The sequence below is a fragment of the Desulfobacter hydrogenophilus genome (genome assembly GCF_004319545.1).
GTDB classification, from domain to species: Bacteria; Desulfobacterota; Desulfobacteria; order Desulfobacterales; family Desulfobacteraceae; genus Desulfobacter; species Desulfobacter hydrogenophilus.
In genome coordinates this window covers 2202341-2228034 of the sequence record NZ_CP036313.1, presented here as the reverse complement: position 1 = coordinate 2228034, position 25694 = coordinate 2202341, and the positions used below count along the sequence as shown (strand labels likewise).

At 45.2% G+C, this 25694-nt stretch carries 19 protein-coding genes and 1 CRISPR repeat array; of the genes, 14 read left to right on the top strand and 5 right to left on the bottom strand.

The window, feature by feature from the left end:
• Positions 1-11: 11 nt before the first annotated feature.
• Both EYB58_RS09780 and tatC read left to right on the top strand, forming a co-directional pair.
• On the top strand, positions 12-404 hold the full coding sequence (locus EYB58_RS09780; RefSeq protein ID WP_111955815.1) for a twin-arginine translocase TatA/TatE family subunit: 393 nt from the start codon (positions 12-14) through the stop codon (positions 402-404).
• Between the two features lie 18 nt (positions 405-422).
• On the top strand, positions 423-1250 hold the full coding sequence (gene tatC, locus EYB58_RS09775; RefSeq protein ID WP_111955817.1) for a twin-arginine translocase subunit TatC: 828 nt from the start codon (positions 423-425) through the stop codon (positions 1248-1250).
• A 159-nt stretch (positions 1251-1409) separates the two neighbouring features.
• On the opposite strand, the gene EYB58_RS09770 is transcribed toward tatC, so the two are convergent.
• Both EYB58_RS09770 and EYB58_RS09765 read right to left on the bottom strand, forming a co-directional pair.
• Positions 1410-3980, bottom strand: coding sequence for a hypothetical protein (locus tag EYB58_RS09770; protein ID WP_131072038.1), 2571 nt, complete (start codon positions 3978-3980; stop codon positions 1410-1412).
• A 5-nt stretch (positions 3981-3985) separates the two neighbouring features.
• Entirely contained in the window at positions 3986-6790 is a 2805-nt protein-coding gene (locus tag EYB58_RS09765) for a DEAD/DEAH box helicase (protein ID WP_111955820.1), read from the bottom strand.
• 385 nt (positions 6791-7175) lie between these two features.
• Here EYB58_RS09765 and EYB58_RS09760 point away from each other — a divergent pair, with 385 nt between their 5' ends.
• Entirely contained in the window at positions 7176-7646 is a 471-nt protein-coding gene (locus EYB58_RS09760) for a cytochrome c3 family protein (protein WP_111955822.1), read from the top strand.
• Between the two features lie 142 nt (positions 7647-7788).
• Here EYB58_RS09760 and EYB58_RS09755 read toward each other — a convergent pair whose 3' ends face one another.
• Together EYB58_RS09755 and EYB58_RS09750 are read right to left on the bottom strand one after the other, a co-directional pair.
• The gene (locus EYB58_RS09755) at positions 7789-10005 is read right to left on the bottom strand and encodes a molybdopterin-containing oxidoreductase family protein (protein ID WP_242637609.1); all 2217 of its coding nucleotides are present in this window, start codon (positions 10003-10005) and stop codon (positions 7789-7791) included.
• Between the two features lie 93 nt (positions 10006-10098).
• Complete coding sequence (locus tag EYB58_RS09750) at positions 10099-11055, bottom strand: class I SAM-dependent methyltransferase (RefSeq protein ID WP_111955826.1); 957 nt, start codon at positions 11053-11055, stop codon at positions 10099-10101.
• Positions 11056-11545: 490 nt separating this feature from the next.
• Here EYB58_RS09750 and cas6 point away from each other — a divergent pair, with 490 nt between their 5' ends.
• From cas6 to cas2, 11 genes are all read left to right on the top strand, one after another.
• Complete coding sequence (cas6, locus tag EYB58_RS09745) at positions 11546-12481, top strand: CRISPR system precrRNA processing endoribonuclease RAMP protein Cas6 (RefSeq protein WP_111955830.1); 936 nt, start codon at positions 11546-11548, stop codon at positions 12479-12481.
• A 23-nt stretch (positions 12482-12504) separates the two neighbouring features.
• The gene (gene csx20 / locus EYB58_RS09740) at positions 12505-12921 is read left to right on the top strand and encodes a CRISPR-associated protein Csx20 (RefSeq protein ID WP_111955862.1); all 417 of its coding nucleotides are present in this window, start codon (positions 12505-12507) and stop codon (positions 12919-12921) included.
• Positions 12922-13067: 146 nt separating this feature from the next.
• A complete protein-coding gene (gene cmr1 / locus EYB58_RS09735) occupies positions 13068-14342 on the top strand; it encodes a type III-B CRISPR module RAMP protein Cmr1 (protein ID WP_111955832.1) in 1275 nt (424 codons plus the stop codon).
• The gene (cas10, locus tag EYB58_RS09730; RefSeq protein ID WP_111955834.1) at positions 14342-16126 is read left to right on the top strand and encodes a type III-B CRISPR-associated protein Cas10/Cmr2; all 1785 of its coding nucleotides are present in this window, start codon (positions 14342-14344) and stop codon (positions 16124-16126) included. The genes cmr1 and cas10 overlap by 1 nt, the downstream gene beginning before the upstream one ends.
• Positions 16126-17277, top strand: a complete 1152-nt coding sequence (locus EYB58_RS09725) for a type III-B CRISPR module-associated Cmr3 family protein (RefSeq protein ID WP_111955836.1) — start codon at positions 16126-16128, stop codon at positions 17275-17277. Before cas10 ends, EYB58_RS09725 begins: the two co-directional genes overlap by 1 nt.
• Positions 17278-17538: 261 nt before the next feature.
• Positions 17539-18450, top strand: coding sequence for a type III-B CRISPR module RAMP protein Cmr4 (cmr4, locus tag EYB58_RS09720; RefSeq protein WP_111955838.1), 912 nt, complete (start codon positions 17539-17541; stop codon positions 18448-18450).
• Position 18451: 1 nt separating this feature from the next.
• Positions 18452-18829 carry a type III-B CRISPR module-associated protein Cmr5 gene (gene cmr5 / locus EYB58_RS09715; protein ID WP_111955840.1) on the top strand — a complete coding sequence of 126 codons (378 nt, stop codon included), beginning with the start codon at positions 18452-18454 and terminating at the stop codon, positions 18827-18829.
• Between the two features lie 2 nt (positions 18830-18831).
• Entirely contained in the window at positions 18832-20226 is a 1395-nt protein-coding gene (gene cmr6 / locus EYB58_RS09710) for a type III-B CRISPR module RAMP protein Cmr6 (protein ID WP_111955842.1), read from the top strand.
• Positions 20227-20255: 29 nt separating this feature from the next.
• Positions 20256-21647: a TIGR02221 family CRISPR-associated protein gene (gene csx2, locus EYB58_RS09705; protein ID WP_111955844.1), complete on the top strand. Its 1392-nt coding sequence runs from the start codon at positions 20256-20258 to the stop codon at positions 21645-21647.
• A gap of 117 nt (positions 21648-21764) precedes the next feature.
• Positions 21765-22883, top strand: a complete 1119-nt coding sequence (locus EYB58_RS09700; protein WP_111955846.1) for a hypothetical protein — start codon at positions 21765-21767, stop codon at positions 22881-22883.
• The gene (gene cas2, locus EYB58_RS09695; protein ID WP_242637608.1) at positions 22884-23051 is read left to right on the top strand and encodes a CRISPR-associated endonuclease Cas2; all 168 of its coding nucleotides are present in this window, start codon (positions 22884-22886) and stop codon (positions 23049-23051) included. It abuts the gene before it with no gap.
• Positions 23052-23827: 776 nt separating this feature from the next.
• Positions 23828-24163: direct repeats of the CRISPR family, unit length 36 nt; unit sequence ATTAGAAAGATTGCCTCGATTAGAGAGGATTAAGAC.
• A 69-nt stretch (positions 24164-24232) separates the two neighbouring features.
• On the opposite strand, the gene EYB58_RS09690 is transcribed toward cas2, so the two are convergent.
• The gene (locus tag EYB58_RS09690) at positions 24233-25663 is read right to left on the bottom strand and encodes a transposase (protein WP_170299865.1); all 1431 of its coding nucleotides are present in this window, start codon (positions 25661-25663) and stop codon (positions 24233-24235) included.
• Between the last annotated feature and the right edge of the window lie 31 nt (positions 25664-25694).

The following is a 25694-nucleotide window of genomic DNA, read 5'->3' as shown; positions in this document are numbered from 1 at the left end:
AACACCGATATATGTTTGGTTTAGGAATGCCGGAAATTTTGCTGATTCTGGCCATTGCCCTTATAGTCATAGGCCCGCAGAAACTGCCGGAAGTGGCAAAAATGCTTGGCAAAGCCATGGGGGAATTCAAGCGATCTGCCCAGGATCTGAAAGATTCCATTGATATAGAAACCACGGTAAAAGAAGCCAAGCCGAAGCCTGTTAAAACAAAACTCAAGGATGCTATCAAGGATATAGGTACAGAAGATCCCAAACCACTGCAGACTTCTGATAAATCGGAGACACCGGACAAGGCGCATGGCCTGAAAGCCAAGACACCCCCTGAATCGACACAGGATAGCCCGGATGCAGACACCCCGTCCCCGGCTTCACCCGAAACAGAAACACCCACCCCGAAAGAATAAACCCATCAGGTATCCGACATGAGCGACCAGGAAGAGAAAAGCCCTTTTACCGAGCACTTGGGCGAATTGCGAGACCGCCTGATTCACGCCTTTATTGCGGTGGGTTTAGGTTTTGTTGCGGCCTATTTTTTCAAGGAACAGCTGTTTGACATTCTCACGGCACCCCTGGTAACCGCCATGGCAAAAAGCGGCAATGCAACATTAATTTTTACAGGATTGCCCGAAGCCTTTTTCACCTATCTTAAAGTGGCGCTGCTGGCAGGCATTATCCTTGCCACCCCGGTACTGTTTTATGAATTCTGGATGTTCATTTCTCCGGGGCTGTACCGGGATGAAAAAAAATATATGCTGCCCATAATCATTCTATCACTTATTTTCTTTATTGCCGGGGCCTCATTCGGGTATTTTATTGTTTTTCCATACGGATTCGAATTTTTCCTAGGCTTTACCACGGAAACCATCCAGGCCATGCCTTCCATGAAGGAGTACCTTTCATTTGCATCCAAAATGCTTCTGGCTTTTGGGTTTGTTTTTGAGCTGCCCCTTGTCCTGACCTTTTTGGCCCGCATGGGTATAGTGACCCCCGCTTTTTTAAAGAAAAACAGGAAATATGCCCTGCTTCTGTTTTTTGTGGGCGCAGCAATCATTACCCCACCGGATGTGGTTACCCAGATCATGATGGCCATGCCACTGATTCTTTTGTATGAAATCGGTATTCTCGGCGCAAAAATTTTCGGCAAAAAGTCTAAGTTAGACGACGAAAATAATGATGAAGAGGAACAGGAAGAGGAAATCCATGAATTTGATGAAGATTCGGAAACAGATGATATAGACAGTAAATTATAGAAGAATTAACAAGGCCTGACTGTTTAGGCATCAGCAATTGCACATCACCTGCTTGCATGCAGTCTGATGCCATCTTAAAAGATTCTAATCGAAATGTTTAAATAGACTACCTATTCACAACAACGAATATGCTGACGGATAAACCGCAGATGGTCATGGTCAGCTGATAAAAAACCCCAAAAAAGCCAGTCGTTTTTTAACTTTAGAAAAATCGGATGTCTTAACGAGAATATGGTGGTTTTCTGCACGGAAAACGTATTTTTTCAGTATATTGTCCCTTGTCAAAAGCGTCAGAAGTTCCCTGTCGGGTTTTACCCTGAAAACAGACATGGCCGGCACCTGTTCAAGGGGATTCATCCGTGCCAGGACCTCCTTGAAAAAAATTTCCCAGATGGGGGGCGGTTCTGCAATAATATTGTCCCTGAAAAATTGTATCTTGTTTTCAACATCCTTATGGGTACTGCAATCTTTTAAAAAAGACTGGTAACTGACCATATAGCTTGAATTGGTGACTTGTTGACCCAGAGCCTCCAATGCCATCTGCTTGACAGGATCATTCCCGTATATTGAGAGCATGGTCTTGTGTTCATCAATCTCAATCTCGGCTGATTGGGTTACGATATCATGGGTAAAACGCGTTTTTCTGCCGATAACATAACTTCCAAACTCGGTTAATCTCACATATTTTAATCCATCATAAATGCTGAGCCAGGATTTGTTGTATTGCCTGAAAATATTGTTTTCAGGCGTCGAATAACCCAGTTCCACAAGCCCTAAGGCACCCATAAGAAACATCATGGCCTTGATATAGGGAAGGGTCAGAATGTCGATGGTTGGAAGCTTTTGGAGATATATGTTGTCACGGCGGGTGTAATGGGGCAAATTTCTGGTAATGTAAAGGCTGGTGAATTCATAGGCCTTTGAAAAAGGATTGAAATCAATGCCGTCATAAAATGCCGTCATCGCAAGGTCGCGGGTGGCAATCCATTTTTTTTCAGGTAAAAGATTGAGGACTTTTTTGAAATTTTTGCGCATGTTTTTTTCAGCATCGTTTGAATCAAAGTCTTCCATCTGACGCTTGACATGGGCAAACATACTGCGACTGCTATGACCCGTGAATCCTTCGAAGGAAAAGTATTGATTGATTCTTGTCTTTAAAAAGCCCGTCGGGTCTTCCAGTTCCTTTGCTTTCCATGGGGGCATACAGTTGAAAAAATCGGCAAGAAGTTTTGTTTTTAAATATTTGAGTTCATTGACGTCATCAATGTAAAATTCATCAATCCCGCAGGCATTGGTCATTTTTTTCAAAGATCCCTTAAGGACCTCTTTGCCATTTTTAGTAAACTTGAGATTGCCTTGGGCAATAAAGCTTAAAATGGGGGGCAATTGCCGAAAAATGCCCTGGTCATCTTCATGCATCCATTCAACCTTGCCCTTGATATCAACCAAAGGGACAAGGCGGGCAAACGCTGGTGGGGGCAGGCGTTTTTTGATGAAAGGCCGCAAAGGGTAACTAATAGATATGAAATGGGTATCATGACGGTAATATGCATAATTTTTTGTCACTTTGAACATAAAATAGGCCGGATCTTTTTTCACTGACTCATGCAAAGGCGTTTTTTTATCTGCAACCGTGTCTGCGGGCAAATCCTTATCCATGAGTTGAACAAGCTTTTGCTCCGCTATACAGCTTTCGCATTCTTCACACTCCCACGCCATGATATAAATCAAAGCGACAACGTCTTCGGGCAATTTTTCCAGAATGGTATTAAACAAAAAATCATTGGATACGGCAGCGGCAAGCAGTCTGACACAAGAATCTTCGGTGTTTTCTTTAAGCGCTGCCAGTTCTTTTGCTGCATAGTTTTTTTCTGTATCTTTGTTTTTGTCCAAAAGGTCGGGGAGATGGCTTAAATAAAGGGTGTAAACTTGATTCTGCATTGGAAAGTCGCAGTAGCAACGGATGTCCATTTCCATTTTATTGTAGGCGGCGACCTGTTTTTTTATAGTCCTGGCTCTCTCAATCATCCCGGCTTCTTCTTCCCGCCAGATATACGGCTTTGGGTTATAAGCTGTCTCACGGTTGTACTGTATCCTCTCGAAGACTTCCCTGACCAGAGCGTTTTTATCATAACGCAATTGGGCACACAGTTTTTTTGCCCAGCCCTTTTTATTATCCCGGATGGAGCCTGCCACATGGCTTCTTACATTCGGACTTGGATCATTAGCCATTTGTCCAATAAACTGAATAATTTTAGGGGATTCTGATTTTTTATCACAGCACAGCTTGACCATATTCGCCTTTTGCTGCCATGAACCAAATTTTTTAGTGCTCAGAACGGTTTCGAACATTTTTTCACTGTCTTCAAAGAAAACACATGCTTCATAGGCCTTTTGCCGGGTATACCAGGCCAGGGGGTGGTCTGAATCAAACCCCAGATTGTCAATCAAAAGTTCTGCCATGTCTTCCATGCTTTGGAAGTTTCTGAAATGGATTAACGCCAAAAGACGGTCTCTCATGGCACCTGAAGAAGAGAGAGAAAGGGAAAAACGTTCCCGGCTCCAGTGGCTAATATCTTCCCTTATAAGTTCGATTTCCAACGCTTTTAAAAAGCAGTCCTTGCATGCGGGGTGTTCCGCGGCATAAAAGTTTGCACCTTTTCCACAAACAGGACATCTTTTATGGCCTATGGTCCAGGGTTTCATTGTATTTATTTGATCAAGAAGCATAGTCATTATTCTCCCAGCAACAGATCAATATCTTCTTCTTCCATCTGTTTGATAGAGGCGTTGTCACTGGAAATAAGGGAATCAAACAATTCTTTTTTCTTTTCCTGGAGCATGAGGATCTTCTCTTCAATGGTGTTTCGGGCAATGAGGCGGTAACTGAACACGGTATTTTTCTGGCCCATTCTGTGGGCCCGGTCAATGGCTTGGTTTTCCGCGGCAAGATTCCACCAGGGATCAAATAAAAATACATATTCGGCTGCCGTCAGGTTCAGGCCCAGCCCCCCGGTTTTCAGGGTCATCAACAGGGCTTGGCAGGTATCATCCTGCTGAAACTGTTCCACAATATGGTTTCGATCCCGGGTGGCCCCGGTCATGACCAGATGATGGATGCCGGCCTCTTCCATATCCTGGGAAACGCATTCTAAAGAGTGCAGATAATTGGCAAACACCAGCACTTTGTGCTTGCCGGCCACGGCATCCGCCACATGATCCATGAGAATTTCCCGTTTCGGGGAGATGATTTTATTGTCACTCTTAATCTCAGGGATAGAGGCAATCTGGCGAAGTTCCCCCATGGCCTGGAGGATAAAAAGCTTGGATTTTTTCAATCCCTTAGCCTGAATTTCCTCTTGAATGGCCCTTTTGTACATCAGCCGTCTCTGGTGGTAGAGTGCGGCCTGTTTCCGGCTCATGTCCACATGGAGAACCTGCTCCATCTTATCAGGAAGGTCTTTTAACACCTGTGTTTTAAGCCGGCGCAGGACAAAGGGGTATATCTTTTTTTTCAGTTCCTTTGCCACGGCCTTATTATCATTTTTCTGGATGGGATTCAGGTAATTTTTTGAAAAATCGGTAAAGGTGCCGAACATGGCTGGATTTAAAAACCGGAACAGGGCATAGAGTTCGCTCATATTGTTTTCTATGGGTGTGCCGCTCAAGGCAAACCGGTGGTCGGTCTGTAAAAGCATCACCGCCCTGGATGTTTTTGAATTGGGATTCTTGATATTCTGGGACTCATCCAGAACAACCATATGAAAGTGTTCTTCTTTTAATTGTTCAATATCGTTTCTCACCATGGCGTAGGTGGTTAAAATGATATTTTGGGAACCCATTGTTTTTATGTCCCGGGTCTGGCCATAGTAAAGGCCGGATGTCAATTTTGGCGCAAACCGTTTAAGTTCGCTTTCCCAGTTAAACAAGAGGGTCTTGGGCATTACGATCAAGGTTGGATGTTTTTGCTCTGGATAGATTGACGCCAGAAGCGCAATGGTCTGAATGGTTTTTCCAAGCCCCATGTCGTCGGCAAGACAACCGCCTAATTTGTGCTTGTAAAGATAGGAAAGCCATCTGAACCCCTGTTTCTGGTATCCCCGGAGAGTCGCATTGACGGCGGGCATCCGTGTTCTGGAGTCTTTTAATTGGTTGAATCCCAGAAAAATCTTTCTGGACTGGTTAAAGGTTTCTTTGGCGATTTTTTCGCCAATGAGTTCTTCCACCAAAGGAAGATCAAAAAAAGAAACCTTTATTCCGGATTTTTGTTTTTTGAAAATCCGGGTCAACGTTTCCATATAATCGGGATTGATAACGGCGCTTGAACCATCGTTCAGCCGCACATATGCGTTTTTTTGATATTGTTTTAAGACATCGTTGATTGTAAATGTTTCCCCGTCAAGGGTGAGGTTTGCCTCACCCTCAAGAAAATCAATGCCGTGGGAAAGGTGCAGATTCAGTTTGGGCTGCACATATTTCACCTTGTAGGATGCAAGTTTATCAGCCCCCAGAATTGTGTACCGTGACAACAGGGAGGAAAGTTCCAGGGTAATAAATCGTCGTGCCAGGGCCGATTCGATGACCATAAAATTGTCCTGGGCATAGATGGCCTTATCCTGTTTCAGGTTTCGGGCATGGCGTTTTAAGGTTTTTTGGATGTCATGGAAACAGGCGGAAATATCCCCGTGAACCAGGGGACTGATGACGATATTTTTTTCCATCTCGTTGATTGATACAATTTGATCCATGTCAAAATTGTCAAAAAAATCCGGTGAAAATCCGGGATAGGTGGCTGAGACCCTCAGATGCAGGGATTGATCCTGGGAGACATTTTCAAATATCAGGGCAGGCCGGGTTGTTTTAGGTTCCCCTTTAATGACGGTATATCCGGAATAAGAGACTTCCACATTGGTGAAATTAGAAAAAAAAAGGGTCAGGTATTGTTCCAGAAGATCAAAACTTAAAACGGTTTCAAACAAAGAAAGGGAATCATAATTTTTGCCAAGGGGCTTAACCCTGTAGATGGTATTACCGGCAAGCATGTGGGTCTGGGTTACCGGGACCAGGGAGGGGAGCTGTTTGGGGCCGTGCCACAGCGCCATTGAGGTCTCAAGGTTGTTGTCCTGCGCCTCTTGATCTTTCCTTTGCACGATGGAGAGCCTGACCCGGGCATCCCCCGGGGCCAGCTGTATCTTTTCGCCCTTGGCATCCACAAAGCAGTCCGAAGAAAGAAGCAGGGAGAGCAGATAATCTTTACCGTTGAGATAGAATTGATTGTCAGATGGCTGCTCATCCCAGTCAATGTTGAAAGCCTCCTGTTCCCGAAGCCTGGCAATCTCTTTTAAAACGCTTCGCTCAAGGCCTGAATAGAATTCATAGCCTGGATTCACCTCTTTACCGGAGCCGTCAACAATGGTAAGACAGATCCCCCGGTCAGTGGGAACCATCTTAAAAGCCAAAGTGGACGGAACCTTTAGATTGCCAGTGGTCCGATTTGTTTTTCGTAAGACCTTAAACAGGGTGTCGATGTCTTGAACCATTCGATATTCTGTATCCCTTAAAATTATAATTCCGGGGGTAATTCCATGTATATTTAATTCCGGATTTTAAACAAATTCACGGCCGGCCTGGATAACAGCACCCATGGCGACACACAGATCCGGGTCAATTTCCTGATGGGGAAAATGCCGAATCTATCTTAATTATCATATTCTTTCATATAACAACACAAAGACTGCTGACAGCGTCTTAAAAATCAAATTTTAGCTACAAATTCAAGGCTTAAACCAGTGATTGGCAATCTTGTTTGGTATTGACTTTGCCTAGGGCTTGGGTGTAAAAAGTGGAAATGAATTATAAGGATATAATCGGCTATACAGCCGTAAAAGCACTATAGTTTTAACTTTATAAAGGAGAAAAGAGGTTATGAGTAAAAAATTATTTACCCTCCTGTTGGCTGCAGGAATTGCTGTGTTTTTCACTGCCTCCGGAATTCAGGCAGGGACCGATGTAGAAGACGTCATTACAATGAAAAGCAAACTTTTAGATGCCAAGCGCAAAAAAGGGCCGGATGCAAAAAAACCATCTAAACTGGTTGAATTCACCCATAAAAAACATCATGAAGAGTACAAACTATCCTGCGGCGACTGCCATCACGACAAAGACGGCAAACCCCTTGCCGATCTTAAAGCAGGCGACAATGTCCAGAAATGTGAAGAGTGCCACACCCGCGCCAAAGCCAAAACAGCAGACAAAACCTTCCAGGGTAAAAATAAGAAAAAACCCATTGACATCATGCACCTTGAATCAGCCATTCATGAAAACTGCATAGGCTGCCACAAGGAACAAGGCCTGAAAGTCGGCACCAAGTGCAACGACTGCCATAAAAAAATGTAATTATTCCGAAGTAGCGCATCTACTCAGCGCTTAGCGGCATATATTTAGAAGGGGGAGACTGAATAGTCTCCCCCTTTTTGCGTTTCACATTACCAGGAAATTGCGATTCTTCTAAATCCCCCGAATATCAATGGGTAAAACATCATCCCACACATCCCAGACTTGGATCCTGAACCACAATGGTTCGCCTTCTGCGTTTTTTCTTCACCTGGCACATCAGGGTTTTATACACGGGAAACCCGGAAATGGGATCAAACTGCTCAAGGTCGGTGAGTACATTGACATTGGCTTTTCGCCAGGATTCCGGGCCTAAAGGCCCGCCGCCGCCCACCGGCGCATAGACAAACCCTCTCATAATATTTTCCGATACATCGGCCCGCATCTCCACAAACCCCCGGGCCGTTTTCACCACCACCGTATCGCCGGTTTCAATTTTTCGATCTGCGGCATCCTCGGGATTCATCTGGACCATGGGATTCGGATATTTTTCAATAAAATCAGGCACGGCCCGCAGACAGGATTTCATGTCCGGCTTAAAAGGACCCGTACCTAGAACCAAAGGGAACCGATTGGCCAGCAAAGGACGACTGACAGGGGTTTCAAAGGACTCTTCATATTTTGGCAGTCCGTCGTACCCCATCTGCTCAAGCAGGGTGGATTTAATCTCAAATTTGCCGGACGGGGTTTCAAAGCCCGGCTTTCCATCTTTTCGCAAACCTCCTGTTTCCCATTTCCGATAGGCCATGGGGTCAGCGGATTTGCGCACCGTCAGCCGGACATCCTGTTCCATATCCGCCCGGGTAATGCCGGTATCTTTTAAGACCAGGTCCAGCAGCTCTGCCTCATTGGCAGGAAACTTTTCGGCATACCCAAGTTTCCGGGCCAGTTCCGTTAAAATGGTAAAGCAGGGTTTGCTGTCCCCCACCGGATCAATCATTTTTTCCCGCAACCGGACAGCATTGCCGTAAAAGCAATAGGATGACTGCTCAAAGGCGGTGGTGGCCGGCAGCACAATATCCGCCCAGGCCGCATCCCGGGTAAGCTGCAGATCAATGGAAACCTGAAAATCCAGGGCATCAAACGCCTTTTGCCATAAAATGGGGTTGGGCCAGGCAGTGAGGATGGATGCGCCAAGGATAAACAAACCGTGAATTTTGTAAGGGTCACCCTCTAAAATGGATTTCGGCAGACGGCTGGCATGGGGCTCGCCTCCGCAGAAATGGGCATACACCGGAAAATGGCCTGCACCGATGGATGTATCAAACCCAGGGCTTGCAATCTGGTGATCTTTGCTCAGGTGGATCTGGTTCTCCCGGGGGACAAAACAGCGGCCCCCTTCAACGTCCAGCTGCCCGGCCAGGGCCCAGAGTACCATAACAGCCCGGATGTTCTGAACACCGGATTTGGTATATTCCAAACCAGTATACATCACATAGCTTGCGCCTTCGGCATCGGCAATTTCTTCGGCCAGCTCCATAATCAGGTCCTGGGGCACGCCGGTGATGCCGGCAACGGTTTCAGGGGTAAATGCCTTGACATATTCGGCAAACTCTTCATACCCTAACGTCCATTCCTGTACAAAGGACTGATCAATTAAATTTTCCCGGATCAGAATATGGCACAGGCCCAGGGCAAGGGCCCCGTCCGAACCGGGCCGGATGGGCACCCACAGACTGTCCGGCAGCTTGGCAGATGCGGTTTGCCTGGGATCAATGACAATGATCCGTGCCCCTTCATGGGCGGCCCGGACCAGGCGTCCAAACAGGGCCGGGGGCGTGGATGTGGATGGATCTGTGCCCCAGACAAAAATAAGATCTGAATTGTCCACATCGGAAAACATGTCCGTGTGCAGACAACCATATGTTAACTGGGGCGCCAGCACACCAAGGGAGGTGTAACAGGGTGCACCCACCCCGAAGGCATTGGGCGATCCATAGGGGAACAAAATACTTGGGGCAAGGTAGATCTGGGAACCGCCAAGCTGGAATGCATCTTTAAAGGCCCGTTCGTAGGAGCCTGTACCGGCGTAGAACCCCAGGGCCTGGGGCCCGTATTCCGATTTAATGGCCGCCATTTTTTCAGCGATAATGTCAAAGGCTTCTTCCCAGGAGATGGGTTCGAAATCCAGTTTCCCTTTGGGCCCTTTTCGTTTCAGAGGCTGTCTGATACGTGCATCCGAATAGATAATCTGTTTTGCACTGGCAGCCATGGGGCAAAGCACTTCGCCCATGGGCGCCTCAGGGTCCGGGGTGAGCCAGTCGATTTTGCCGTCATCATCAAAATGGACGATGACACCGCATCCGGGGCTGTGGAAACATAAGCCGCAAATCCCTGGTTTCTGTTCTGCCAAAATAGACACCTCTCTATATTGTTTTTTTATGAAAGTTATAGCAAGCCGTTATGTGGCTTTCATGTTTTGTTGTGGATTATGTATAGGTATTGATAGTCCAGATCAGCCCATGGCTGTTCTTTCAGCGACAACAAACTGGGAGGTAATATGCTCCCACAGATTTCGGGTTTTCCTGATTTTCCACAACACCTGCCCTTTATCCTGAATCCTAAAGCCCGGAGAGAACACAGATTTCGAATCCTGGAGCAGTCTACAAATATTATCCATGCCAAACCCTTTGAAAGAACCTTCGTTGGTGCCCCCAAGCCAGCGATCAGGGTTGTTGACATTTTCATCCCAGGAAAAGGGGTCGGAAAAAAGGATTTTTGCATCTGTTTCATCCATAACCCGGTTAGCTTCGGCCAAATGCAACAATGGGTCCGGCACCTTTTCAAGGATGTTTACGGAACTTACCGTGGCAAAGCGCCGGGACCGAAAAGGCAATGCCATGGCATCGGCAACAATAAATTCAGCCTGGTCAAAGCCAAAGGCGGGATCCAGGTCACAGGCCCGTTTTTCAGTGATCTGCCCCTCCATGATCAGATCAAATGCCAGCTGTTTTTTGGCGGCAAGTTCGCGGGCAGCCCGGACAAAGGAGATAGAAGTATCAAGGCCCACAGCCCGGTCATGGGTTCGGGTCATCTCAAAGGTAAGTCGCCCCACGGAACACCCGATATCAAGGGCCCAGCCAGACCGTTGGGAACCAAAGGCCCGGGCCCATTTCTGATAGGCGTCCGTGGCATCCGGGCCGTTGAAAAACTCTGAATAATGGCTCCATAAATAGGATGAGAGCATGGAAAAAGAGTTGTATCCCGTTGCATCCTGAATCATAGGCAGGGTCTGTTCAGGGACCACCACGGCAATCCCCTCGTGGATTTCATACTCCTGTTTGCATTGGGGGCAGACCAGGCGCCCCTCAATAATGTCACCATCCGTCTCAGTGTAGATATCAAAATTGAGTACGATATCACTGTCCAGGCATTGCGGGCATATAAGCTCTTCAATCAGCCATTTTTTCATATTGACTCCTCTTTCATACCAATACCCGTTTAATCATATGCGCGGAACCAATTACAATTCGTATTGATTATGATAGGTATAGGCAGGATTATCAGCGAAATAATTTGATCTATAGATTTTTTTCAAAAAGCGTCTGCATCAACCATACAGGGATCAGATATACCACCCGCACCCTTTAGAATCAACACCTTGAGATTCCTCATTTCAAACAGTACATATTGATAAAGACAACAAAGTAAGTCAAGATTTAAAATGTCATCACAATAAGCTTGACAAACATATAATATATATGAAAAAAAAAGCGGCACACAATCACAATTTAATAAATGTCCCGGCTGAATTCGAAAAAATGTTCTTTTACCCGCCATGAAAATTTTAGAACTCTTTTTCAAAAGAATCTTTTTCAGACAGATTTTTTTAAAAAACCGAGAATCAGCTCCGTAGATAGTGTCAACGGCCACAAAACAATACCCAAGGAATATATACACCTATGAAATACGGAAAATACCTGTTTCACATCAAACTGACCCGGGACGCTGTTCTGCCCGCGTACAAAGGATCCACATTCAGAGGGCTTTTGGGTCATGCGTTGAAACGAACCGTGTGTGCGCTTAAAAACCAAACCTGTACCACCTGTATTTTAAGGCAAAACTGCACCTATTCCCTGATATTTGAAACCGCACATGCCCTGCCGGCACCGGAAAACGGTAAGATATCCGCCCCACCGCACCCCATGATCCTGGAACCGCCTTTAACGGAAAAAAGAGACTTCGCTGCCGGTGAAACACTGATATGCGGCATGGTCCTTTTCGGAGACCTGAACCGGCACCTGCCCTATTTTGTCTATGCCTTTGACCAGATGGGCCGCATTGGCCTGGGTAAAAGACTGAACGGCAACCGGGCTGGGTTTACCCTGGAATCCGTCACCTTTGGCGATAAAACGGTTTACTCAAAAAAAGACGGCCGGGTGACAATACCGGATGTTTTACCAACGCTTAACCTGACCCCGGATCAAAACAAAATCCCGGACCATGTCACATTGAAACTGCAAACCCCGTTCAGGATCAGCACGAAAACCGGCCAGAAACCCGACCTGCCCTTTGACCTTTTAATGCGTTCCCTGATCCGCCGGTGTACCGCCCTGTTCAACACATACGGGGATGGCGAACCAGCCCTTAACTACCCGGAACTGGTGAAAAAAGCCTGCCGGGTGCGCCTGACAGACAACCGTCTGGCCTGGTTTGACTGGCAGCGCTACTCCTCGCGCCAGGAGACGAAAATGTATATGGGCGGCCTCCTCGGACAAGTGGCCTACCAGGGTGACCTTGGACCTTTTCTGCCGTTTCTGCGCATGGCTGAAACCGTTCATGCCGGGAAAAATACAGCCTTTGGGCTGGGGCAGATTTCATTGAAGGCACAAGCATAATGAAAAAAAGGGGACGGATTCAAATGTATAGAAAAAAAGTTACAGCTTCCCGGAAAATGTTTCTGGTGTTTAACCACTTGCTCACCCTGGAGCAGGAGACCCAGGCCAAAGATGTTTGGGGAGTTACATCCATCATAACGCTTCCTCCGGGACTAAAAAAAATATGGGAGCAGATTCCGGCGGATCTGGATGATATTTCAGACATCATTCTTCCGGTTGAGCAGTGGCTTGAAAAGGAAGCGGATAAAAATGATGTCGTCCTGGTGCAGGGGGATTTCGGGGCCACCTGGCATCTGGTTAATTTTGCACTGAGGGCGCAGTTAATCCCAGTCTACTCCGTGACCCAAAGAGATGCCCTGGAGGATGTGCAGCCGGACGGCAGCATCAAAACCACACATGTTTTCAAACACAGGCGGTTTCGATTGTACGATCGGCCATAAAAGTCAAAACATAGTATGGTATGACTTTTTAGAAACAGGGAGTGAAAATGGATAAGAAAGATACTGAGCCTTGGGGTTCACCAGACGACTATGGTTTATTTACCAAAAACAACAAGGAAATTAAAAAAAATCTGTAAAGGTGAATTATGGCAAGGAAATTAACAACTGACGAGTCGATAATTGACCCGGATTTCACAATGTCCAGGGATAGGTTCATAAAACACGAATATGAACTCGAACTGCTGACACCGATGGCCGGGGGCGGGACAAAAAGTTGGGTCCCGGATTTTGAAAATCCAGTCCGCACTCAGTCCATTAAAGGGCAGCTTCGGTTCTGGTGGCGCACCATGCAAAATGAAGTAAATTCAGCTGAATTTAAAACAAGGGAGGATAGTCTGTGGGGAAGCACCCAAGAAGCCTCAACAGTGCGTTTGAGTGTTAATTTAACTCGAAAGCCAACCATCAAACGAATACCCTGGGGAGGGAACAATGATAAATACCTTCAATATGATAATGCCCAGGTACCGGGATATGTGCTTTTTCCTTTCCAGAACACTTTCAATCCCGGTGACGACTGTGATCTGATTGGCGATCTCAATTTCATATTTAAAGTGACATGCTTTCGGGAACATGAAACCGAAGTTTGCAATTCAATAAAGCTGTGGATTCTCTTTGGCGGCCTTGGGGCGCGTACCCGCAGGGGATGTGGCTCCTTATACTGCAAAGGAATCGCCGAACAATTTCAGACCACAGGTGACATTGACCAATTTGTAAAAAATTTGACAGAAAATCAGAAAGAGAACTTAAGTACCAGTCCTTACCCCAGACTTTCCGGTGCTCGTTTTAAAGCTATCACCACTGATAATAATGACGCTGCCAAGGAATGGTGTGCATACCTGAACAGATATGGAGCCTTTCGCCAGAAACCAGGTATTGGGCGTCGGCCAGGAGGTAATCGACCTGGAAGAAGTTACTGGCCGGAGCCGGATGCCATTCGACTCATTACCGGGCAACATGATTCCAATCACGATCCTATACATCCTGCCGACAAATGGTTTCCCAGAGGAGCCTATGGTTTACCGATTTTGACCGAATTTAAAAGTGGCAGCGGCGATCCTGCTGGTAAGTATACCCTTTTACCAGCAGGAGAAACACAGGAGCGCTGGCCGTCGCCGGTCATCCTGAAAGTGACAAAATTGGGGGACGGCAACATCGCCCGTCTTTGTCTCATTTTAAATGATAAAGGTCCCCAAGCCCTACAGCTTGAAGGCCCGGCTAAGGGCACTTACACCCTGGCACCTGGAGAACGTCCTCTTGACTATACCGACAAGGAAATGTTGGAGAATACAAACATCCTTCAGAGCAAAGAAAATCCCTATGACGGGCTTTTACGCTATCTGAAAATGACGAAGGTGGCATAATGAGTAAATATCTTATCAATATTGCCGTCGGTCCGGTTCAGGAGTTCATTGCCTCTGCAAGAAAGTTAAAGGATCTGTGGTACGGTTCCCATTTACTTTCAGAACTGTCAAAGTCCGTGGCTGCCGTCCTTTATGATCAGGGCTGTGAGCTAATTTTTCCCGCTGTTGATGACAAAGCACTGCTTCAACCCAATTCACAGTTGAATGTGGCCAACAAAATATTCGCGGTAAGTCCTGAAGGCAGCGATCCTGCTTCACTTACGGCCCAAGCCCGAGACGCCTTTATCGGCCATTGGGAAAAAATATGCAGGGAGGCGGCATTAAAAGCGCCCAGTCTGAACCAGGAATTGTTCAATAAACAAATTGATGACTTTGGCGAGTTTTTTGCCGCCTGGGTGCCCTATGAAGAAAAGGAATACAAAAAGTGCCGTTCCCTTGTGGAGGCAAAACTTGGCGGCAGAAAGTCCCTTCGGGCTTTTAAGGCGCCGGCCTGGGATGGAACAGGCCTTGCAAAATCCAGCCTGGACGGCATCAGAGAGGCTGTGCTTACAGGCGTAAAAGCGAAGGATAAACGCAGTTTCCAACTAAAAAAAGGGGAACACCTTGATGTCTTGGGTGTGGTCAAACGGTTCGGACCTTGGAATAATGCTGACCGCCCTCATTTTGATAATATGGCCCAGGTGGCAGCCCGGCCCTATTTGGCAGGGCTTCAAAAAGCAGCGATAAAAGACAAAAATATTGCAGAACTGATTCCGAATATGGAAATGGTGAAAAATCTTTATCCCGACTTTCCAGAAGGCAGCCCCCTTGCGGATCCTCCGTTATGGGAGGGTTGGCCCAAAGGATTATCCAGCGACCTTCTTCACCCGGCAGTCTTGGAAGAGGAAAAAAAACTCATTGAATCAGACAGGCAAAAAGCCTGGGCTGCACTTGAAAAAACATTGAAAAAACTGTGGACAGCGACCAGCCAGCCATCACCATACGCCTGCCTGCTCCTTGGCGACGGGGACAACATGGGCAAAACCTTAGATGCCATCTCAACTGCTGATGGACATCGGGCATTTTCTGCTTCTCTTGAAAGTTTTGCCGCAGGTGTTCAAGACATAGCTAAAAGCTATGACGGACGAATTGTTTATTCCGGTGGCGATGATGTCATGGCCTATGCACCGCTTGACAGTGCCCTGAACTGCGCTGAAGCGTTTAATAATCTGTTTTTAAAGATTATGGAAAAGGTTGGCAATGCGTTGAAAATCGCCCCGCCCACATTTTCTTTAGGCATGGTCATTGTTCATCAGCGAACGCCACTGGCAGATGCCCTGGCCCTGGCCCGCCAGGCAGAACATACCGCTAAAAATATCGGAGGAAAAAACTGTCTTGCCGTCATTCAGGATAAACGCAGCGGTTCTCCTTTGAGCATCCACGGGCCTTGGCAAGGGATATCCGGTCTGCCTGTAAGACTTAAACGCTACCAGGAAGCCATCATTGCAGAGAGGCTGCCCAGCACCCTGGGATATCAGCTACGCCGGATTGCGGATCAATGCGGTCCCACGCTGGCATGGCAAAACACCACGGAACCCGCAAACCCCGCCTGCGCCGAGGCGTTGCGGATAATCGGCCGTAAACGAGACCGATCCACAAAACAGCTTTGTTCTGATGATGCGGCCTTCATTATTCAAGGAGAAAAGGATCTGCGGCATATTTCAGATGAGCTTGTCATTGCACTTCAACTGGCCAGGGCAAAAAAACTGGCCGATGCTCACTGGTCAAAAAAGGAGATGAATTGATGAATTTCACCATAACAAGCAGCGATCCTCTCATTTTTCGTGACGGCCGCCCCTTTGGCGAGCAAGGCCATGTTCACGGCGGAGCTCTGCGTTGGCCCTGGCCGTCCACGGTCAGTGGATTGATCCGAACACGCGTCGGCGAGCAACGGGCTAAAGACTATTTCACCGGTCCTGACCGCCTCAAGAATATTGAAATGATCCGACAGGTTCGCAACTGTTGCCTGCCGTTATGGCGAAAAGAGTTCGACCAGGACTGGCAACCCCTTTTCCCAGCTCCGGCAGACGCCTTTTGTTTTCAAGGAGAAGATCAGAATACAAATGATTTGAATATTATTCCTTTTTCCTATCAGGCAGCTGACCAGATGGGTGGAACAGATCTTAACTTATCAAACTGGATGATTCCGACCCGGGAGGTGAATTCAAAACCAGCTAAAAACAAACCGGATCTTTGGTTTAAGGATACATTTTTGTATTGGCTGGAACACGGCAAACTTAAGCAACGCCTCTGGCAGCCTGAAAATTTAGGGCTTGGCTGGCCCCAGCTGGAATTGCGTATTCATACCGCCATTTCTGCTCATACCGGCACCGCAGATCACGGCCGCCTGTTTTCCTCCCAGGGTATACGGCTGGAAAGTGGCGGCATAGAAGAAACGCCGGGATACTTTGCCATGGGCATACAGGTAAAAGGTATAGAGAGTAATGATCATCTGGAAGGTTCCTGCCATTTGGGCGGAGAGAGACGAGTCGCAGCGATCGAAAAAACCCAGCCGTTTTTACCACCTTGCCCGGCCTGGCTGAACAATAAAAAATATTTGCGTCTGATTCTGGCAAGTCCGGGTAAATTCGGAGGATGGGTACCGGATTGGCTGATACCCGATGAAAAGGCAGAATTTAAAACTCACCCAGGAAGCGGTATCGAGGTCCGGTTGCGCAGTGCCCATGTGGAGCGGTGGCAGGCCGTGAGTGGCTGGGATTTTGAAAAACATGGGCCTAAGGCTTTTTCTAAGCTGGTACCAGCCGGCAGTGTCTACATTATTGAACTCAAAGAGAGCAGCAAGTCCCAAATACTTGCCGAAAAATCATGGGGAAAATCTCTGAATGATGATCCAGACGGATTCGGTTTAACTTTTATCGGCAATATTTCATTTTAAGGAGAATATTATGACTCCCCATTCGCTTATTTTTTTTAGTGTTTTGTTAATTTTTACACACAATATATTGTGTTATAATACTCTTGCTCAGAAAAATTATGTCATATTTGGAATGCAAAATCATAATTTTTATATGCAAAAAACAAACCATATAAGAATTAAAAACTAAAATTATTCAGGATTGTCTTTTTTTAGGCAAATAATGACTCCCCATGATTATAAATTGGCTTTTCTGATTTCAAAATAAGCGAATGGGGAGTTATGAAACAAAGAATATACACCATTCTTACACGATCTGGACTGCATTGCGGCATCGGGCAGGGCCTTTCTGATATTGATCTGCCAACAGCAAAAGAGTCTGTCACCGGATTCCCCTTTATTCCCGGATCATCCTTGAAAGGTGTACTCAGGGACAGGTTCGATGACGGCAGCACTAACTTCCGGGCTGCCTTTGGACCTGACCCTGAAAATGCCAGTGATTACGCCAGCGCTTTAAGCTTTTCTGATGCCCGGCTGGTCTGCCTTCCGGTTCGGTCATGGTTTGGCACGTTTGCATACATGACTTGCCCCACGGCACTTGGTATTTGCCGTCAGCTCCTTGGGCAGACTGAGAATAGCAACCTGCCCTCCATACCTTCGTTAAGTAGAATTCATGAAAGCTATCAGGTGGCCATAGCGTCTGAAAGCGTGCTGACGCCGCCCAATCATAATGATGCCGCACAGATTCTGCTGGAAGATTTAGATTTAACCGTGGCCGGAGCGGAGCAGGATAAGGCAACTGCCTGGGCTGGTTTGCTTGCAACGTTGTTTTACCCAGAAGATCAGGAGGCACAGTCATCTTTTAAGAAACGATTTGCCGTGGTTGACGATGATGTCATGGCATTTCTGTGTGAAACCGGACTTCCTGTGGCCGCACATAATGCCATTGGCGAAAATGGAATTGTCAAGACTGGCGCCCTTTGGTACGAAGAATATGTCCCTGCTGAAACATTTTTTGCAGGTGCCATTTATGCTTGCCCCCCTAAGCTTCCCAAAACAAATGAAGACGCGCCCAGCACGGACCAGGATTTGCTTGATTGTTTCTGCGCAAGCCCCATCCATACACAGGTTGGTGGTAGTGCAACTACAGGACGTGGCTTGATTACCATCAGTTTTTCCGGCATGGAGGATTAATATGCAGACCAATGACCAGCGATATTCTAATGAGGTCTTCCAGACGGTTCAGGCCATGGTGGAAGACCAGCAGGCGGGAAAGTATAAGACCATTTGTAAAAAAGCAGGAAGTCTTGTGCGAAATTTAGGACTTATGCAAGCACTGGCATTCATGAAAGCCCGGGGGCAAAGGGATAGCGAGGTTCACCACCACACCTTGCTTGATCATCTACGCACCGAACTGATTAACCTTGGCTGCATTCCGGCAGGCACAACCGACCTGCCGGACCATATCCGAACGGTTTCCTTATCCAGCTACATGATACACACCCGTCAGGTACTGCTGCTGTTAAACTGGCATAAGCGATTGGCTGACACATTGATTTCACAGGAGGAATAACAATGATCCCGGCAATCCGTGAAGATGTTCGTCGGATTAGTGAAGCAGGCTACGGCATACCCCAGGGACAGTTTGACAATAAGTCTTTGATGTTTAACCGGCTTTGCAAAAAAATTGATGAACCACGACTTAAGGAAACCAAAGCGAAAAAGGATGCTTTGCTGGGTCTGGAGTCAGGGTATACCGAAGGATGTCGGCAGCTTTACAGGCTGGCATTAAACAATTGGCGCGCATTTCTATCCGGCCAGCAGGATGTAATCCTGTTTGAGATGCGCAATATAAGTCCGCTGATTGTGGGTAAAGGGGATCAGAACGTTCATGAGTTTGGTATGACATTCCAGCCGCCCTGGGCCACACCGGTTATCCCGGGATCTGCAGTTAAAGGCGTTGTCTCCACATTTGCCCATGAAGCCGCAGACCAAAATTGGAGCAAATCCTTTAGCCCGGAGTCATATTCCGGCGCATATAGTCTTGTGATGTTCGGAGGTGCCAATGAACAGGGAAATCAATTTGCCGGTGCGGTTGATTTCCTGGACGCCTGGTGGATACCGGATACCCGAACGCCTTTTGCTGAGGATATCATTAGTGCTCATAACCGATCCTGGTATCAGGCCGACGATAAGCATGCCCTGGACAACTGGCCGGATGGGATGGATAACCCGGTGCCATTTCCTTTTGCAACCATCAAGCCCGGGCAACGGTTTCTGTTTGCTGTACGCGGTCCTGGTATATGGGCCGAGCTCGCCAAAAAGATAATTGTTGAAGCAGGCGTCCAAAACGGATTTGGCGCCAAAACTCGGGCTGGTTACGGTCTGTTTGAGTATCTTCCTGCGGATGAGGAAGTTGCTGCAGATATTTCGGATATGTCAGATGATCAGCTGTTGGATGTATATAAAGAAAAAGGAAACTCGGCCGCTCCGATTCTCCAGGATGCGTTTCGCAAAAAAGCAAACCAGATTAACTATTCAAAAGCTCTTGAGCCGTTATTAAAAAAATATTGCCCTGGGATGGTAATGCGGAACAAGCTGGAACAAGGTTCATTAAAAAATTTAAAGCAGGTAAAAAACATTTATGATCAGCACAAAAGCGCCTTTGATTTAGAACCAATTAAAACAAGCAATTCAGATATTCAAAAAATTTTCAACATCTGCATGCGATTTGAAAATGAGCTTAAAAAAATGCCGCCAGAGGCCTGGGTATGGCAGTTTGCTCCAAGCGCGAAAGATTTTCTTGAAGGAAAAGACGCTGACCAATTGAATGATTTTATCGAAAATTATGATCAGGCTCATCCGGCTGTGAAAGATTTTCGTCCGGCCATAGAGGAACTGGAGTTGGAGGAGGAGGAAAAAGAACTGCTTCTCATGGCCATTGATGAGAAAATTGAAAAAATGACGTAACAGTTTCTAACAAAAAGAGGAAAACAGGCATGGGAAAAATATTTATCAGTTTTCTTGGAACCAATAATTATAAATACTGCAATTATTATTTTAACGATAATGAATCAGATGCTGTTAAAAACGTACGATTCGTTCAGGAAGCCTTGCTGAAAAGGCATTGTTCAGCTTGGGGGAAAGATGACCGTGCCCTGATTTTTCTGACACCCGAGGCGGAGACACGCAACTGGCAGGAAAACGATATCAAAGGAAAGCGCGTATACGGCCTTGACCATCACCTGTCGCAATTAGGACTTTCTCTTTCCATAGAACCCATAAAAGATATTCCCATGGGTTACAATGAATCTCAGATATGGCAACTGTTTGATCTGATCATTGGGGAAATCAATGAAGGGGATGAAATCCACCTTGACATTACCCACGGATTTCGTTCCCTGCCCATGCTTGGTCTGGTACTGGTCAATTATCTGAAAGTGACCAAAGAAATCAGCGTTGGAGGAATTTATTACGGGGCTTTTGAAAAGTTGGGGCCAGGCTATGAAATAGAAAACATTCCAATAGAAGAAAGGAATGCACCGATTCTGAACCTGACTTCTTTTCATATTTTGCAGGACTGGGTTATGGGGGCTGACAATTTTATCAACTACGGCATTACCGGCAAAATTGAACAGGCAATTTCAGAAGAGATTAAACCCGTTTTGAAAGAAACACGAGGCCAGGATCCTAAAGCCGCAGCGCTAAAAAAATTTAACAATCAACTAAAAAAAATTCCAGCCGATTTCCAAACTGTCAGGGGAAAAGAAATAATTGAAGGCACCGACATCCAGAATTTAAAAGAGCAAATAAAAAATATTAAACAGTATGAACAAAAAGCCCCACTAAGAAACATTCTGGATAAAATCAGCGGTAAACTGGCAGGCTTTAAAGAAAATAGTGTTGAAAACGGTTTTGCAGGTGTTCAATGGTGCATTGATCACGGTATGATCCAGCAGGGGGTAACCCTGTTGCAGGAAAACACAATCACCTGGGTACAGACAGCATTAAAACGAAACTACACCGGCCCGCTTAACCTTGGGGATTATAGAGATAAGGATATGAGAGCGCTTGTTTCCCAATCTTTTACAATTCTGGGGAATAGGATAATAAAAAAAAAGTGGATAAAACCTTCAAAAAAGTATCCTGATGATGCAACGTATATTCAAAATTTTATTAAAAAAACAGGGTTACTCAGCGCTTACGCTAGTCTGTCCGAGTATCGAAACGATATCAATCATGGTGGGGTCACCATAAAAAAGAATAAAGATGGATGTATCCTGAAAACGCCTTTTAAGAGCCATGAATTCAAGCAAGTTCTGGAAAAAAGATACCAGGAACTGATGGAAAAAATAACAACCTATGAATCGACCCGGCAGGAAGGCATATAAAAAACTTATGAAAACAACTTTCTTAACAGTGCCGTTTAATCCGGACATGAAATTTGTTTCTGAAGTTTAAAATAGAAGCATCAGAATGTTATGTTCTATAGAAAGGAGCACTGCGACATGGATAAACGAAAATACATTCTATCTCCCTGCGGAACAAGTTTTTTAACCAACCATGTAAAGGACAAGGAACAAGCGAATCTGATCCGTAAGTATGCCAATGAAAAAAAACAGGAAGATATCCCTAAAATTTATAGGGACATATTATCCTCAATAATTCACGCCGTCTCAAACAAAATTAAAGATACCGAGGATACGCTGGCTGCAGAGATGTCGGCTGAACTCAACGGTATCATGAAGATATACGGCGGTATTTTTCCGAAGGCAAATGATTATCATTTACTGCTCAGCACTGATACCTGGCTTGGCGAACAGACAGCTAAACTTGTAGAAACGTGGCTTAAAAATCGAGATCCGGCAATGGATATTTATGTCCTCCGGCAGCCGGACCTCCAAACCGAGGACATGATGGCCTTTCAGCTGGCTCTGTCCGACCTTGTGAAAAAATTTCACAAGGATCTGCCGGATTACTCCAGATCCGGATATAAAATCATATTCAATCTCACCGGGGGCTTTAAGGGGGTGCAGGGTTTTCTCCAAAGCATTGCCAATTTTTACGCAGATGAAACAGTCTACATATTTCAATCATCTTCAGAACTTATGCGGATCCCACGGCTGCCGGTAAAAATGGATGCTGTAGGTGTTGTGGCAGACCATCTTGAATTTTTCCGTAATCTTGCCATGGAGATCCCGGGCCCTGTACCGAAGGATATACCGGAAACGCTGATGCTTTCCATTGACGGTGAAACGTCGTTATCGCCCTGGGGAGAATTATTGTGGGTTGAGGCCAGAGACCAATTATACCCTAAAAGGATCTGGCCTTCTCCCAAACCGAAAAAAATAAAATACGGAAAAGCATTTCTAAAAAGTGCTGACGGCATTGAACCGGACCGGTGCAAGCAAATAAATGAACGAATTGATCAGTTAAACAGATACTTACTTGATAAAAAACACAATCTAAAATCACTGGATTTCAAGCAGCTTGCGGGATCGTCCATGGCCCCGTCAACCCATGAAATAGACGCATGGGCAGATAGTGATGCAAGACGAATCTTTCTGCATAAAGATGGGAACGGCTGTTATATTCTTGATAAACTCGGCAAGGGGCTTGGTCATTAAATGTTTTTCCTGGTCTGCTTTGATATTGTTGACAACCGGTTCCGGTACAGGGTAGTGAAAATCCTGAAAGGATACGGAACCCGGGTCCAGAAATCCGCGTTTGAATGCGCCAACATGAACGAATACAAATTCACGTCATATGCAACTTTTAATATCTGGTTTCTGTAATTTCAATGAGTTATTTTTTCGGTATTACGGATGCTGAAAAATCAGAATCAATGATTTCAGAGGATTGGAAAAAATTGCACATCGCATAAATTCATGAAAATGCAGTCTGACCTTGGGGAGGTTATTGACCATGGGGAGGATACTATCGGGTGTGCACTGGCTTAAACCGGTAGCCCCTTTGTTTTTTGACAATTTGTTTGCAGGATTATCCTTAGTCTTGAGATTCAGTCCCGGTAACAGGATACGGCGTGGAAAAAAATTTAACATACTGAAAATGTGGGATAAATTAGTATTGAGCCTGGGGATAAGAGGTGGGCAGTTTCCCCGTATCAATTGGCGAACTTTTTCTTCGAGATTGTTTTTACGTTAACCTATTGATATTAAATTATAATATCGCATTTGTGACAAAAACCGGCCTGGTTAAAAAGTTCGCCAACTGCTGTTTCCTTTTCAAGGTCACAGGAGTTGGCGAATATTTGCTTTTGGGTGATTTGTAAAATCTTATAATATCAAATGGTTAAAATTTTGGAAAATAGTCGATTTTCGAAAATGGCCAAATCAGGCAGAATCAGAAAGCAGTTGGCGAACATTTAGAATTATATTTTTTACCGTAAAATCAAATAGATAACAAGAAAACGAGGCTAAAAACACAAAAACTTAAGCCTTGTCAAACACCGATTGACGAACTTTTTGCCGGATGTTAATATGCACCAATCTTCAACAGGTTATAAATTTACAGGATCTTTAAAAATATTTTTATATAACAATATTAAACTATTAGAAAGATTGCCTCGATTAGAGAGGATTAAGACTTAACCGCAATAACGGACATGGGCCGAAAGCCCACAACATTAGAAAGATTGCCTCGATTAGAGAGGATTAAGACAAGCATAGAGATATTTGGGTGGTGGAGGTGTAACTGTAAATTAGAAAGATTGCCTCGATTAGAGAGGATTAAGACATTTTTGTATATTTGTATTTCAAGTCTCCGATCCTGCCAATATTAGAAAGATTGCCTCGATTAGAGAGGATTAAGACGATATGCATCGCTGAATTTCTTGCTGGTAAGATGGGTCATTAGAAAGATTGCCTCGATTAGAGAGGATTAAGACAGTGTTTAACTCGATGATCCAGTTTTTAAAAATTGACATGAGACCTCGCTGGCAGTTATTATCCCCATGCTAACAGAATGCTTTGTATTTTAATGATGGGGCGGATTGATAATTCCCCCAAGAATTTAGATTCATGTGCTTTTGAGAATCGTTTGCCTTTACAAAATGCTCTTTTAAAAATACCGAGATCTGCTTGAAATGGGATTCTGGGTCATCACTATGAATGATTTGTTCGACAAAGGATAAGATGCAGTCAACTTTGACGGTGTCACATAGGCTGCCAACAGTTCTTGCGTGCAGTTTGTTATTTATCGAGGCCACCTGGTCAGGATGAAGCAGGAGACAATGATCAACCAACAGACTCAGGGTCAAACTTCTGTAAGACCCGTCTTCATCAGGTTGTTTGGTCAAATTTCCCCAGCCTTCATTCGTCTTATGGTCTTGAATAAAAACCTCTACTAACCATCTGAGTGTAAATGCGTCTATGATATCAGGATATCGCCAGGTCAGATCCGAAGCGGCAAGATACCGATAGTCCTTTTCTCCAATGTATTTTATTGCAATGACAAATCTTTTTTTCTTATGAGCACACACATGTATTCTGGCACTTTTAATGAGTACAACAACCTCTTTACCTCCACGTACATGTATGGTCTTTTGAATTGGTTGAATATTTTTAAAATATGTTTCAACTGATTTTTTATCGCTCTTGAGTAAAATATTTTGATTGTACCTTATTTGGCTGATAACTTGGGCGTTTCCTGCAATTTTAGACGCTTCATCCATGAACTCAGCATTCCCATATAAGGCATCTGCAACAATCGCTTCTATTTTTATTTCCGGGTGTTTCTCTACAAATATTTTTAAAAGAGCCTTGGCAATCATTGGAATGGTAGGATATTCTTCTGAGCGCACCGGTTTTTTTGGGCGTTCTGATTTTGGTACGCCAGCCTTTTTTAATCTTTTATCCTCCTTGGTCCATTCGCTGATTTTTGGATCAGGAATATGAAAGGCGTAGCCAATTGGAAAGCTGAGTTTTGGTGTTATCAACACCAAAAATACTAAGCCTTGCCCCATGCAAAAACCACCCGTTGATTTGTCTTTTATTTTGTGGACTCCAAAAATTTTTGTTGTGCATTTACTACGCTTTTTATCGGAATCATCAATACTGACAACACCTTTGGTAATGCCATATACTTTGAAAATAATTTTAAGGCTGAGATGAAACAGATGCTCCCAAGCAATTTTAGAATGGCGAAACATCCAGGAAAGAGCTGTAGTTTTATACAATCCCACACTGATACGTGAAAAAGCAGCCCAATTGATGCTGCTGGTCAAGATGATTCCAGTGATGCAGAAACCCAGCCAGAATTTTTGTGATTTGCTTAAGGTCATTCCTGGGGATGACTGTGTTAATTCAGTATTCAGTGAATCAGTATACTTTTCAACAAACGGCAACAGCTTATTTATTAACACATCCGCCTCATTCCTTATTTTCATAAATGAGGTGTTATACTGCAATTGAACTATT

Coding starts and splice junctions, on each gene's coding strand:
- EYB58_RS09690 (WP_170299865.1), bottom strand. CDS start 25,663: ATGAAAATAAGGAATGAGGCGGATGTGTTAATAAATAAGCTGTTGCCG.
- EYB58_RS09700 (WP_111955846.1), top strand. CDS start 21,765: ATGGATAAACGAAAATACATTCTATCTCCCTGCGGAACAAGTTTTTTA.
- cmr4 (WP_111955838.1), top strand. CDS start 17,539: ATGAAACAAAGAATATACACCATTCTTACACGATCTGGACTGCATTGC.
- cas2 (WP_242637608.1), top strand. CDS start 22,884: ATGTTTTTCCTGGTCTGCTTTGATATTGTTGACAACCGGTTCCGGTAC.
- csx2 (WP_111955844.1), top strand. CDS start 20,256: ATGGGAAAAATATTTATCAGTTTTCTTGGAACCAATAATTATAAATAC.
- EYB58_RS09780 (WP_111955815.1), top strand. CDS start 12: ATGTTTGGTTTAGGAATGCCGGAAATTTTGCTGATTCTGGCCATTGCC.
- cmr6 (WP_111955842.1), top strand. CDS start 18,832: ATGATCCCGGCAATCCGTGAAGATGTTCGTCGGATTAGTGAAGCAGGC.
- EYB58_RS09770 (WP_131072038.1), bottom strand. CDS start 3,980: ATGCTTCTTGATCAAATAAATACAATGAAACCCTGGACCATAGGCCAT.
- EYB58_RS09750 (WP_111955826.1), bottom strand. CDS start 11,055: ATGAAAAAATGGCTGATTGAAGAGCTTATATGCCCGCAATGCCTGGAC.
- cmr1 (WP_111955832.1), top strand. CDS start 13,068: ATGGCAAGGAAATTAACAACTGACGAGTCGATAATTGACCCGGATTTC.
- cmr5 (WP_111955840.1), top strand. CDS start 18,452: ATGCAGACCAATGACCAGCGATATTCTAATGAGGTCTTCCAGACGGTT.
- EYB58_RS09760 (WP_111955822.1), top strand. CDS start 7,176: ATGAGTAAAAAATTATTTACCCTCCTGTTGGCTGCAGGAATTGCTGTG.
- cas10 (WP_111955834.1), top strand. CDS start 14,342: ATGAGTAAATATCTTATCAATATTGCCGTCGGTCCGGTTCAGGAGTTC.
- csx20 (WP_111955862.1), top strand. CDS start 12,505: ATGTATAGAAAAAAAGTTACAGCTTCCCGGAAAATGTTTCTGGTGTTT.
- EYB58_RS09765 (WP_111955820.1), bottom strand. CDS start 6,790: ATGGTTCAAGACATCGACACCCTGTTTAAGGTCTTACGAAAAACAAAT.
- tatC (WP_111955817.1), top strand. CDS start 423: ATGAGCGACCAGGAAGAGAAAAGCCCTTTTACCGAGCACTTGGGCGAA.
- cas6 (WP_111955830.1), top strand. CDS start 11,546: ATGAAATACGGAAAATACCTGTTTCACATCAAACTGACCCGGGACGCT.
- EYB58_RS09725 (WP_111955836.1), top strand. CDS start 16,126: ATGAATTTCACCATAACAAGCAGCGATCCTCTCATTTTTCGTGACGGC.